At 57.5% G+C, this 12,940-nt stretch carries 10 protein-coding genes; 6 read left to right on the top strand and 4 right to left on the bottom strand.

The genetic code is table 11. From position 1 onward, the window contains the following. The first annotated feature begins 112 nt into the window (after positions 1-112). Positions 113-745: a TetR/AcrR family transcriptional regulator gene (locus BUQ90_RS09000; protein WP_074204660.1), complete on the top strand. Its 633-nt coding sequence runs from the start codon at positions 113-115 to the stop codon at positions 743-745. Between the two features lie 104 nt (positions 746-849). Here BUQ90_RS09000 and BUQ90_RS09005 read toward each other — a convergent pair whose 3' ends face one another. Both BUQ90_RS09005 and BUQ90_RS09010 read right to left on the bottom strand, forming a co-directional pair. Next, positions 850-2,187 (bottom strand): MFS transporter, encoded by a 1,338-nt coding sequence (locus tag BUQ90_RS09005; RefSeq protein WP_084192585.1) that lies wholly within the window; start codon positions 2,185-2,187, stop codon positions 850-852. Positions 2,188-2,343: 156 nt separating this feature from the next. After that, the gene (locus BUQ90_RS09010; RefSeq protein WP_074204662.1) at positions 2,344-2,808 is read right to left on the bottom strand and encodes a hypothetical protein; all 465 of its coding nucleotides are present in this window, start codon (positions 2,806-2,808) and stop codon (positions 2,344-2,346) included. Positions 2,809-2,974: 166 nt separating this feature from the next. Between BUQ90_RS09010 and BUQ90_RS09015 the strand changes: the two genes are divergently transcribed. Next, entirely contained in the window at positions 2,975-4,816 is a 1,842-nt protein-coding gene (locus BUQ90_RS09015) for a winged helix-turn-helix domain-containing tetratricopeptide repeat protein (RefSeq protein ID WP_204244757.1), read from the top strand. Between the two features lie 52 nt (positions 4,817-4,868). Here the strand turns inward: BUQ90_RS09015 and BUQ90_RS09020 are convergent, their stop codons facing one another. After that, entirely contained in the window at positions 4,869-6,875 is a 2,007-nt protein-coding gene (locus BUQ90_RS09020) for a sensor histidine kinase (protein ID WP_074204664.1), read from the bottom strand. Between the two features lie 82 nt (positions 6,876-6,957). Continuing rightward, on the bottom strand, positions 6,958-7,590 hold the full coding sequence (locus BUQ90_RS09025) for a response regulator (protein WP_074204665.1): 633 nt from the start codon (positions 7,588-7,590) through the stop codon (positions 6,958-6,960). A 253-nt stretch (positions 7,591-7,843) separates the two neighbouring features. On the opposite strand from BUQ90_RS09025, the gene BUQ90_RS09030 reads away from it, so the two are divergent. Genes BUQ90_RS09030 through BUQ90_RS09045 form a run of 4 tightly spaced genes read left to right on the top strand, consistent with a single transcriptional unit; the run spans position 7,844 to position 12,903 of the window. Further along, on the top strand, positions 7,844-8,764 hold the full coding sequence (locus BUQ90_RS09030; RefSeq protein WP_074204666.1) for a hypothetical protein: 921 nt from the start codon (positions 7,844-7,846) through the stop codon (positions 8,762-8,764). Further along, the gene (locus tag BUQ90_RS09035) at positions 8,764-11,430 is read left to right on the top strand and encodes an MAC/perforin domain-containing protein (protein WP_074204667.1); all 2,667 of its coding nucleotides are present in this window, start codon (positions 8,764-8,766) and stop codon (positions 11,428-11,430) included. Before BUQ90_RS09030 ends, BUQ90_RS09035 begins: the two co-directional genes overlap by 1 nt. A gap of 19 nt (positions 11,431-11,449) precedes the next feature. Continuing rightward, entirely contained in the window at positions 11,450-12,130 is a 681-nt protein-coding gene (locus tag BUQ90_RS09040; RefSeq protein ID WP_074204668.1) for a LamG-like jellyroll fold domain-containing protein, read from the top strand. Continuing rightward, positions 12,127-12,903 (top strand): hypothetical protein, encoded by a 777-nt coding sequence (locus BUQ90_RS09045; RefSeq protein WP_074204669.1) that lies wholly within the window; start codon positions 12,127-12,129, stop codon positions 12,901-12,903. Before BUQ90_RS09040 ends, BUQ90_RS09045 begins: the two co-directional genes overlap by 4 nt. The last annotated feature ends 37 nt before the right edge of the window (positions 12,904-12,940 follow it).

The raw sequence follows: 12,940 nt of genomic DNA on the forward strand, positions 1-12,940 counted from the left end.
GCCTCCCATAACTCCGGTTTCAAGAATCACTTATTAGGTTGCAATACCTATTAATAGGTAATAAAACCTAATTTAGCAAGTCTGGTTTTTTGAGGAAGAGAAAACGGGGAAGATGAAGGCGCGTTCTCACACTGCGAAACGGATATTGGAAGCCAGTTGCAAGGCCTTCAATGACAAGGGATATGCGGCAACATCGGTGAACGAAATCGCTACGTCGCTGAATATGTCGCAGGGGAATTTGACCTATCATTTTCCCACCAAGCGCGACCTCGCGATGGCGATCGAGGACGATGTACTGAAACTGATGAAAGAACGGCGCACCGGCAAGAAGCCGGGTTCGCTGGCCGATGATTATATCGATCATCTGTTGTTTGGTATGGAACTGACCTGGCGATATCGCTTCCTGATGCGTGACCGGATACACTATGCCGGTGGACCCATTGGCCAACGTCAGGATTCCGAACTGACTGCAGACTTTGAGGGCCTGGTCGCTCTGCTCAAACGAATCGAAAAAGAAGGCCTGTTTCTTGAAAACAAAGAGCGTAACATTAAGGTGCTGGGCCGATCACTCTGGATCATAAGCCGCTTCTGGGGCGATTATCTGCGCGAATTGGAAGGGCTTGAAAAGGTCAGCTGGGCCGACCAGAAGCGCTGTGTTGACCACCATCTCGCCGTCCTTTTTCCTTTTTTGAAAACCGCAGCCCAGCGCGCGTTCGAAGCTGCTCTGGACGAGCGGGACATATAGAGAGTTCCGGCGTCCAGATCGGCTTTCCCTATGCAGCATTGCCGCTGACATGCGGAAACCCGCTTTTCTGCTTTCATCCCGCTGGAGGTGCGAAGATGTCCGGCTCAATTCATCTTTGGAACAGGCGTTCCAGCTGTGACCGGCTCTTCCTTCTCTATATTTTCCACAACCTTCGACGCGCGCATTGGAAAGCGGACACGCCACATGATGAGCGACAGAACGGCGAAAACGCCGGCCAGAACAAAATACATCAAATGGGGGCTACCCATTGCGTCGGTTCCGGCTGCCAGCGAGTTGCCGAGCGGTCGTCCCACATTGGATGCGGCCATGTAGAGCGTGAACTGCGTCGCAGCAACGCGCGGGTCGCACAGCCGCATTGCGATGGGAATGAAGGCTACGGCCATCATGGTTGCGAAAAACTCAACCTGCCAGAAGTAGAGTGTCAGCAGCACCGGGTTTGACCAATAGTCGCGGGACAGGCCAAATCCGAGCGCGCACAGGCAAATGAGAACACACATGATGAGCCCTGCGCGCTGGGCGCCCAGTTTGGTTCCCAGCCATCCGCCAATTGTCATTGCGAATATTCCGACGACAAACTGGGCGGTTGAGATGGTGTTTGTATATTCCGCCTGCCCCCAGCCACCGATACCGGTCGCCAGGACGGGATGATAAGCTTCGGCGACGCCGCTGGGTAGTGTGCGGACGAGAAAGATCACCAGAGCCACGATACTCAAGGGCGCGAGCATTGCCTTCGCGCTGTTTATCAACAGCGGCGGCCACGCTTCGATCTGGACAGCCATGTTGCGGTGATGGGCCTCGCCACCACTCCACGGAAACCGGCCTTCGCCCTCGCGTTCCCGAACCAGAATTCCGAAGATGAGGACACATGTCACCACCATGGCTGCGGCCAGATAACCTGCTGCTGTGCCATAGACCGCAATCAGCTGACCGCCGACAAAGGTGGTTGCGGAGATGCCCAGAACCTGTGCGCCAAACATGATGCCGGTGGCTTTGGCGCGCTCATCTTGTGGCATGATATCGACAGCCAGGCCGTCAATCGACACATCCTGAAATGCAGTCCCCGCGTTGGCAAGAAACCCCAGAATGGACAACAGCCAGAGTTCACTGGAACCTGGCGAGAGGATTGCTGCAATCAGAAGCATGGCAACGATGGTTGTCTGTGCTCCTATGATCCAGATGCGGCGTCGTCCCATCGGCAGATAGGTGTATCGGTCCATCAGGAATCCAAGGACAAATTTGAGTGTCCAGGGCAGGATCGAAGCGCTGACCACACCCGCAATAGCAGCCGTTGATGCCCCGTTGGCAGCGAGCCAGGCCGGAATGGCGTAGAAGAACAGCCCAATAGGTACACCCTGTGTGAAATAGAACAGGAATACAGTCAGCAGACGCAGTTTTGCGCTTTGTTCCAGAATCATGCTCATTCCCAAAATGCTGGCAAAGCTCCGGCAGGCAGCAGGGTCGCAACGCTCCCCGCCGGAGTCACAAAACCGGTGATATTGCCGGATGTTGGTGTCATGAAGCGGCAAGCTGCAGGACACTGAAAAGGGTTCTGCAAGCTTGCCACTCCTGGAAAGATCCTAGTCGCCGATGAACTTGACCTCGCGCATCACGGTAACGCTCTGAATCTCGCGGATCTTGTTATAGAGCTCGAGAACAGTCTTGTTCCCCTGATCAATGTTGGCCTTTCCATATGCTTCGAGGAACTTCATGTAACGTTCCTTGTTCGGCTGCAGCATGTCGCCGCTCGGGAAAGTGACCCGTAGGACCATGTTATATTCTTCCTTGTAGGGAACCATGTAGATGGCATAGCTGTTGACTACGCCCTGCTGCTTCTGGATTTCGTTGGCAGCGACCCACGTACTTTTCAGCCCTTCCAGATAGGTTTCTTCCCGGCCTTGTTCGACTTTCACGAAAGTCAGTTCGGTCACGGATTCAGCGGGTTCCCAATTCTCATAGATTTCCATCTGCGCTGCAGCCGGTGCGGCCATGGGCAGAGCCACTGCCACGGCGGTGGCGGCAAGAATTGTCTTGAATCTGAACATTAGTTTTCCCCTTTTTGTTTTAGCGCGAATGGACCTGCCATTTTGCCGCCAGACTCGTCCTGTGGAAAAGGTGAGGGAATTGTGAGGGGATTGAATAATCGAGGAAATTCCGTATGATAGTCATACTGATCGCCGTGGCAATCCTGGTGGCAGATAGGGGAATCTGGTGGAGGAATTCTTGATTGGACGGTGCCGGGCAATGCCGGCGCGCAATGTTATCGCTCGCGGTGACAAGAGAATTTCACTTGAACCGAAAGTGATGGCGGTTCTTGAGTGCCTTCGCGAACGACAGGGAGAGGTTGTCGAGCGGATCACCTTGCTGGATGAAATATGGAACGATGATGAAGCCGCTGATGACAGCCTGACACGCGCCATCTCTCTTTTGCGCAAGGCTTTCAGCAGTCTCGACAACAATTCCTACATCGAAACCATTCCCAAAAAGGGCTATCGGCTGAAGCCAGCGCTTTCCAGGCCCGGCGGCCCCTCACGTGCAACATCGCCGGTCCGTTCGATCGCTGTCCTGCCGTTTGTCGATCTGAGTCCGGAAAATAGTCAAGGCCATTTTGCCGATGGCATGACCGAGGAAATCCTCAATACGCTGACGCACATGCCCAAGGTCGCCGTTGTCGGCCGGACATCATCTTTCGCAGTGGATACGGACCGGAAAACCGCTCAGCAAATTGGCGCCGCATTGAACGTCGACTACCTCCTGGAAGGTTCTCTGCGCACATCTGACAACCGATTGCGGATCACCGCGAGGCTGGTGCAATCAACCGACGGTCATCAATTATGGTCCGAGACATATGATGGGGACATCGGTGACATCTTCAACTTCCAGGACCGCATCGCGCGATCAATCTCGAACGAGCTCGCCCGAATTCTCGGATTGGCAAACACGACGCTTCCCGCCACCAGATTTACGCGCAATCCCGAGGCTTATGCGCTGTTTTTGCAAGGTCGTGAACTGGTTCATCAGTTGAATGGGCAAACAACCATTCCCAGTGGAATTCATCTTCTCGAAAAAGCGATCACCGTCGATCCCGAGTTCACCGATGCCTATGCATGGCTGGCACTGGCCCATTTTATATTGCCGGAATTTTCACGCACCCCGACCTGGCAGATGCATTTCGACCTGAGTGGCAAGGCGCTTGATCGGGCGCTGGCGCTTGATCCGAACTCGAGCATGGCCTTGTTGGTAAAAGCCTTGCGGCTGGCCTATCGCGGCGAACTCGACAAATCCCTGATCGTCTACGAGCAGGCTGTTACACTTGACCCGAACAATGTCGAAACCATGGCTGGCTTCGGTCTCGGGCTGATGTCGATCGGCCTGCATGAACAGGCGCGCCCTTATTGGGAACGGATCATTGAGCAAGACCCGCTGTGCGGCATATGGCACACCACATATGGCGGTTTGTTATTGTCGGCGGGGGAGTTCGAAAAGGCCGAAGCCGCCTTTCGTCGCTCCTTTGAGCTGGGCTTTGGTGCAGCCGCCTTCGGGGTGTCCCATCGCATGGCCGAGCGCGGAGAGGCAGATGCTGCGATCGAATTCATGGAAGCAAATTTTGATGGTCTGGCGCCAATAGAACAGGCCGAGCTGAGATGGTCACCGGTGCGACGACTGGTCTATCAGGCCTATCTGAAGAAAAGCCGGTTTGCGAAGATGATTGTCAGAGCCGCACTCAAAAGCAGACTGAATGACCGCAAGGCGCAGCCTACTGCTGCATCCACAATCGGCTTCCTGTTTCTGGGTGATCCGGAATCCTACATGCGGAATATTCTCGAAAAACCGAACTCCTACATCGGCTATACCGTGGCACGCATCTGGGAACCAACGGCAGAGTCCGAAAGCATTCGGACGCACAAGGATTTTCGAAGCTTCGCTGAACGTCTTGGCCTGCCGCGCGCGTGGAACAAATATGGCTGGCCGGAAAGTGTTTCTCCATGGATATCCCAGGCCCCTGAGCTGAGGAATGACATGCCGGGGCGGGGGCATCTGGTTGGCGTATGAACCCGGGGGTTGCCTGCGTACTCGGTGGTCGGAAATTGACTGGTAGCGGAGACTAGTCCACCGGGATTTTCAGTGTGACACAGGTTCCACGTCCGCTGGTTGACCGGATCTCGAAGGCGTGATCCGCGAGCCCGGCATATTGCTGCACCAGATACAGGCCGAGGCCATGCCCATCGCTGGCCGGGCCCTTTACATTGGCGGCCTGCATCGCTTCGGCATCAGATTGTTCCATGCCCTGTCCATTGTCGATGACGCGCAACAAAACATGATCCGATCGCTTCTGGACTGCGACCAGCACCTTGTTGGCATTGGCATGGTTGAGCGCATTGGCCACCAGATTGCTGAGGGACCGGACAAGGTCTATCGGTTCGGTCCGGACCATCAGGTCGCTGCTCCGCACACGGAGCTCCACACCGCGCTGTTCGGCATCCGCGGCAAACATCGCGGCACAGTTGGACAGCACCAGGCTGATCGCAAAGACTTCCATGCCCTGTTCGGGTTTTTCTCCGGGCAGGATATTGTCAGATCTGGCGATGTCGAGACCGGTTTCCGTGACATTTTCGAGATAATCCAGCGCTGCCTTCAGCCTTTCATCTTCTTCGGGATTGCGTCCGGTAACTTTGGCAAGACTGTGGCGCAGGGCGAGAAGGGGTTGCTGCAGGTCGTGCGATGTCGATACCAGTTGCGAGCGGAGACCGTCCGCAAGGTCACGCGCCGCGTCGTATCGGTTGCGGCTGTCCTGCAAGGCTTCGGACAGCGCCAGTTTTTCCTGGGTGGCACTGACTTCTGCGGCAAGTGACCGGTTCAATTCTGCCTGAATGGATAGCATGCGCACCAGGATCGCGACCAAAAAAGCCAGACCTTCCAGAATGACGGCAGCGTGAAAATAGTCGAGCGCCACAGTCAAAGGAAACTGACCGGGAGAAAGCAGCACGGCGGCCATGGTTACGACGGTGAACAATATGGCAACCGACCCGGCCAGGAACGGGATCGCGCCGAGCACCCGGGCGCGCCAGGCCGACACCGCAATCGTCAGATAGGCGATAGCCACGAGCGGCACGAACAGATACACGGCCCAGCGCATGGCAGCGAGCTGCCAGAAGAACAGGCTGGAAACCGCCAGAATGCAGAGCAGCAGCTGCAGTCCGATGACGGCGCGATTGAGACGTGCAAAATGTTTTCCGAGATCTGCAAACAACCGCGCAAACTGGAGCAGGGCAATCATCATCACTGACAGGAGCAGCAGGTTGGCCGGTTCATATGTGCCCATGGATCCGGGCCAGAAAAAGCGGTGCAGATACCCTTCATTATTGGCCACAAAAAGCGCACTGAAACTTGCATAGGCGGCGAATGCCATGACCAGCGGCCAACCGGCCAGACGACCCATGGCAAGGGCGATGATAACCAGCGCCACCATGATCCCGTTCAGAATCCAGTTGGTACGCGCTTCCTGCATATGCGCTGTGCGCATGCGTTCTTCGGTGGCGAAGGTCAGGGGTATCCAGCTTCCCGTGGATGACCGGAGACCGACCAGAATTTCAGCGCGTTCTCCGGCCTCCATCCATAGCGGCGCGACAAGATACTGGCTGATGATCGGTCGTTCATCGAAATGCGTCTCGCGATCCACATCCAGAAGCGTTTCGACCGGTTTGCCCGGGCCACGCTTTTGCACGATCAGTTCGTCCACAAACGGGCGCTGGATATCGATGATCCACCGGCCGCCGCGCTCGCTGGCATTCTCTATTGCTACCAGCAGCCAGACGGACCCTTCCTGTTCGCCGAAATCCACCCATGGGCTTTCGAGCGCCCGGAATTCCTCGCGCCTCGCGATTGCCTTCTCCGGATCAAGCGTGTCGGCGTCGCTGATCAGGTAGCGCAGGCTGCCAAATGGCTGCAAATGGTTGTTGCCTTGGGGTAGCGGTACGGGATCGGTCTGACCGGCCTCTGCTTCGGCCTGTGCCATGACCGGCGCAGAGAAGGAGAGTGCAACAACAGACAGCAACAATGCGACAAGCAAAAACAGCTGGCTGTGATTTGGACAGAAGGACCGCGTGATCATATGGCTTCGCTATGCCTGTTCGGTCCCGTGCGATATGGGGCCAATCCCCCATTAGGATGATAGTAAGGTGCTGCCGGAAAATTCATAACTGGCGATGCTCGTCTAGCAGACCTTCGCGAAGCGCGTATGTCAGCAGCCCGGAGACGGAGTTTACACCCAGCTTGGACATCAGGCTGGCCCGGTGTTTTTCAACGGTTTTCGGGCTGATGAAGAGCTTTTCGCCAATAGCGGCATTCTGGTGACCCGCCGCGATCAGCGCCAGGACTTCGCGCTCCCGATCGGTCAGATCTTCCCCCTTTGGCGCCGCAGCCAGTTTGTCGGCAACTTCCTCGGAGACAAACTTCCCGCCAGCGAGGACCTGGGCAAATCCCTTTTGCATTTCTTCCGGCTGCGCCGATTTGAGGAACAGGCCATCGACACCGGCGGCCAGCCAGTCGGCGAGCATCGCGGTTGAGGTGAAACCTGTCACGACGATAATGCGTGTCTCCGGTGACCAGCGCCGCGCCTCTCCGTAAACCTGGACCCCCCGCGCCAGCGGCATGGCGGCGTCAAGCAGCAGCAGATCCGGGGTGTGCTGCTTGACCAAGGCAATGGTCTCAATTCCGTTCTCGGCTTCGGCCACGACTTCGACGTCACCAATTTCGGCGAGTATGCCGGCGAGTGAATTGCGCACGATCGCATGGTCATCGGCAATGATCGCGCGGTATCTGGACATGATTTCCTGCACTTCCCCAGAGGACATCCCTCATTAGCTTCTTAGGGCGAACCGGATGGTCGTGCAATCGCATGTGCTGTTACCGGAAAAACCGGAATCGCGGATGGGGGATTTACCCCATGGGGGTTGGTGACAGCTTTGCGTATCAAACTCTCATCCGAGCCTATCGAATCTGGGCATGGGATGCGGGCAACCCGCCATTGTCGCTGATCTGGATTCGTGTACAACATATTGGAATATGGGGGATATAATTATGAAGCATACATGGAAATCAACGGTATTCGCAGGACTGTTTGCCGTCGGCGCGCTTGGCGGAACGACAGCGGCTCAGGCACAAATACCGGCCTTTCTGCCCAAGGTTGAACAGGTCCAGCCTGGCGAAGCGACCGATGCCGATGGCACATATGTCGTTTCCACTATTAACAAGCGGATCACCATCGAACGGGGGCGTGCCTATGTTGTTGATCCCTGGAACCATGCTCTGGTGCTGCGTGTACAGCGCGGCATGGTCACGCTGAAGAATTTCCGCCAGACGGGCCCAAACCAGTTTGAAGCCGACGACCTGCCGATGATGGGCAAGGTCATATTCGATCGCCAGCCGAACGGGACGCTTCAGGGCGTGGTTCAGGGTGCCGGGGGAGAAGCCAAATATGCACTGGTCCCGACAGAATATGCCGGGGCTCCAGGGATTGATGATCCGGGGTTGGGAGCTCCACCGCCCGCACCGGCAAAGCCGCGTATCTACCGGTTGCACGTCAGCGGTTCCAATTGTGCGGGCAAATCCCTCTTGCGCAAGCGTTATCGCGGGGTTGTCCGGATCAGCGTGGTCGATCGCGAAGGGGATGTGCTGCTATCCAAAAGCCGGAACTTCAGCGTCCGCTGCACGGACAAAGGACCACGCAGTCAGAACTACCGATATTACAAAGACGGACCGGGCTCGCTGACCATGACCATCCCTCAGGGCGCGGACGGCTTTTCCGATCTGCGGGTCCGCGGCACGCTCAATGATCCTCTGGGCAGGGTGGATTTCAACAACAACAAAAGCGACTTGCTGGCCCAGGCCCGCGCGCTTGGTCGGGATCTGAACGTCAATGAGAAGGTGAAAGACAAGCTGAAGCTGGTGAATGCCAAGGCGGCGTTGCACTTCACCATCACCATGGAGCGGGTGCAGTGATGAAACGGACAGGCCTCCTGGCGCTCGCCGCCACCACCTTGGTGGCCGGTCCCATGCTTGCACCGGCACAGCCGGTGCACGCCCAGATCCCGGCCTTTCTCCCCAGCAAGGACTCGGTTCCAGCCGGTGATCCAATGGACATAGATGGCGACTGGCGGGTCGACACGATCGGCAAGGTCATCCGCATCGATCGCGGCAGGGCCTATGCCGTCGATGGCTGGATCCATGCGCTGGTTCTGAGCGTTCGGCCCAATATGGTCACGATCCGCAATATCCAGCGGGTCAGCGACGGCGTTTATGTCGGCGATGACCTGCCGCTGATGGGGCGCGTGACGATGCGGGTTGTTTCGCCCGACCGGATCGAAGCGAGCGTGCCGGGCCTGTTCGGTGCCACGCGCTACAATCTCATCCGGGTTACCGGTGCCGGAAATCCGAAAGTGGATGGACCACCCATGTTCGTGGGCACACCGCGTACGGATAGCCCGTCCCAAGCTGGCAATATCGGACAAGGTGACCTGCCTCAACCGGCCTTTGCTTCGCTGTCGCAAGCGTTTGGCGAGCCGCGACCCGTCACCGAAACTTTCCAGGGTTGCGCGATACCGAAATCCGCACGCCGGAATCTGCTGGCCAAAGCCCCCGATGAAGAACCCCAGGAACCACGCGACCGGATGACAAACCGGCAATTCGCGCCGGTTGCAGACGACAGCAATGACAAAACCACGCCAGATGCTGGCGACCTGTGCTGGACACGGCTTGACGGGGTCTGGGTCGAAAATCGCGATGCCGTGTTCGACACCGCGCGCAATGACGGGCGCCAGTGGGATGTTCAGAACAGCCCGCTCGCCGGCCTGTTGCATGGCAATTATACCACGCCCGAGACGCTGTTTATCGCCCCCGGGGATAGTGAGAACGAATTGTGGGTGATGTCAGGAACCAATGAGCTGCGCTTCACCCGTTTTCTGTCGGAAGACCACAAAACCATTGCCGATCTCATCGGTCAGACCGGCGTGTCGAAAATCTATCGGGCCGAGGGCCGTTCCGTCTTTGGCGGCGAGCTCACAATCGACTACACCGCCGGCGACCAACTGCGCATCCGTTTCGGTCGCCGCCATTTTCTCCGTCCGCCCACTGCGAAGGACAACGACCTGTCGATGGATGACGTGTTCGTGATCCAGTATCAGACAGATAATTTCGCCGCCAATCTCAAAGGCTATAATGTCCTGACGCAAGATCCGTTCCTGCTGATGAACAATGACATGGGTGAGATATTTGCCCGGCGCGATCGTGACGAATATCGGATCCAGGAAAAATATGCCGTACCGTTCGGGTTCTCTTTGAAAAACGAGCTATTGCAAGGGAATGTCTTTCGCAGCACCATCGTTTCGAGCGAGCGCGAGATGCAGGAGGCGACCAGCTCCAGTTTTGGTGTGAATGCCACCATCAGCGCTTCAGGAGCGGTCAATTCCTTTCTCGCCTTCGTGCCCGGCACCGGCCAGATCGCAGATACGGGCTACAGTGTCGGCTATTCCTCCACTCGTTCGGCTATGCAGACGATGCGCCAGAATCAATCGGTGGCGCAGGTGGTCGGCTACTCGCGGGCGAAAAGCTACGCGATACTGGTGGATCATGCGCAAACCAGGCTTTCGGCTGATTTCCTGACGGCAGTCGGGGATGCGCAGATTGAAGGCGGTTACCGCGAACTGATCGACCGGTTCGGGACCCACTACGCCTATGCCGTGACCTATGGCGCGAGCGCAAAAATGACGCGCGACATCACGAATGAGGCGTTTTCCGAAACGCTTTCCGAAACCGAAGGCGACCGGCTGGAAGGGGAAGCGCGCCTGCTGGGCAGTTCCATTGGCGGTTTCACCGAAGGCATGCGCACTGGTGTGAACGGCTCAGGCCGTTCCATTGGCAATGAAGGCGGCCGGTTTGTCGCCGTCGGCGGCAACGGTTCCTGGGATTCCTCCGGCTATTCGCGGGGCGACCGGGTGGCGCCGATCCTGCTGGATCTGCGTCCGCTGGACGAATTGCTCAATCCGATCAATTTCCCGGATCAGCCTGACGTGTATACACGGGTGCGCGCCGAACTGGGACAGGCCATCAACCGCTATCTGGCCAGTCAGGCCCGGCCTCTTTCCAATGATCGCCTGATTTCCCGCGTCACATACACCGCGCCGCCACCCGAACCGGAGCCGGAACCCGGACCGCAAATCGAGGAATGGCATGTCTATGTCCCTCAGATCAATTGTCGCAAGGTTGGCGTGGGGACAACCAATGAAGTCGTCGGGACGATCCGGATCACCAGTGCCGGCGGGACGCCTAATGGCTTTGCCCAGAGCAAGGAACTGCGCACCGATTGCGAGCGTGGTGGCAATGGTGCGAAGAAGAATTACAGCTACCGCGCTTCGGACAATGAACCGGGCCTGATGATCCTGCGCGGCACTCGGGACCAAATCCGCCGCTATCAGCTGAAATTCAATTTCAGCTGGAAATATCGCGGGGTGACCAACGGCAAGAACCGCACATCGAGCCGCACGCTTGCCAGCACACCAATGCAGGGTGGGGGGCTGGAGATCGACAAGTCTCACACCACGACCTGGACGGTAAGTCCGAAGCGTCGTCCGGAGGTGAAGCTGAAACTCCGTGTGAAACGTATCAAGTGACTGACAGAGGAGTGAACCAATGAAAAAATCCATATCAGCTGCGATCATCGCTTTCGGACTGGCAACATCGCCGACCATGGTTGCGGCACAGGACTACACGCCCGACGTCATCGAATTGACCGAAACCGGGCCCTTTGCATTCGAACCTGCTGCGCAGCTTGATCTGTCGGGCGGCGGCGCTGTGGAATTCTGGATCGCGACCGGCTGGATGCAGGACCCGGGTTATGATCCGCCGGTTCTGATCAACATCGGGGGTGAAGGCATATCCTATCTGATATCGGTCATGCGTGAGCGGGACGGACTGGTATTCGCAAATGCCGACGACGAAGATGTGTTTCTTGTCGATCTGAGTGATGGCAACCTCCATCACGTCGCGATCAATGTCATGGATGACGGGATTGAAGTCTATGTCGATGGCGTGGTGATCGGCACCAGTGATCTCCGGCCACTCTCTCTGCCTTCGTCCGGACTCTATGTCGGGGGTCTGGGCCTCGAGGATGCTGGCAAGTTTACGGGCGCGATCGGTCAGCTGCGGTTCTGGAAAGAGCCCTTGCGGGAACAGGACATCGTGGCGTTCCGCATGCGCGATGTCCTCGATCCCGACGCGGGTGATCATCCCGATGCCGAGCATCTGTCGGCAATGAGTGATTTTTCCACCGGCCAGATGATGCTGGTGGAATCTGTGGGAGACGCCCAATGAAAGCCTCAGCATTCCTTTGTACCGGAGCAGTCTTGGCGCTCGCCACCAGCGGCCTCGCGCCAGTTCCCCACATGACTTCCGCTGGATATGCCGCGGGTCTGTCGCAACCGGGTGGAGCCCCGGGGCCAAAAAAGCGTGGAACGCGCGCAAAGAGCAAAAAGGCTGCAGCAGGCAAGGTGTCCGCTTCCAAAAAGCAGGGCAACCGGAGCAAGAAGTCTTCGCGCAGCCGTTCCGGCAGAAATGCGAAGAGTGGTGTAACAACGGGCGCTACCGCATCGGCACCGGTCGCTTCGGGACGACCAGGTCAGAGCACATCGCGAACCGGAGCGGATCGCCGTGTGAGCATGACCGCTGTCTCCGGTGTTCCCATCGCCACCCCGTCGGCCCAGGCAAATACGGGTCCGGGACAGCGCGCCAGTCTTGATGTCAACACGCCACCGCGCTCGCCCCGGTCACGGACGGTTCGTCAGACATCACCAGCCCAGCGCGGGGCAAACAGCCGGAAACGGACAAATCGGATTGCCAATGGCTATGTCGCAAAGGCCGCCGTCCGGCCATCTCGTCTCAACGGTACAGGAAAAGTGACCTTCAACAATACCCCGCAAGTTGCAGTTTTTGACGGCGCACGGCCGGCCAACCAGATCCAGCGACCCACGCCCCGGGATTCGGGCGTGTCATCGGTCATCACCCGGCAGCCGATGGAGGCACGCACCAAGGGCCGCGTCAGGACGTTTTTCGGCAAGCTTCAAAAGGCTCTGACCTTCCGCAGGTGAGGGCGCCCGGCTGGGAACGGTCCTTGCTTGCAGCAAG

Origin of the sequence: Parasphingorhabdus marina DSM 22363, from assembly GCF_900128895.1 — a bacterium.
Taxonomy (GTDB): Bacteria; Pseudomonadota; Alphaproteobacteria; order Sphingomonadales; family Sphingomonadaceae; genus Parasphingorhabdus; species Parasphingorhabdus marina.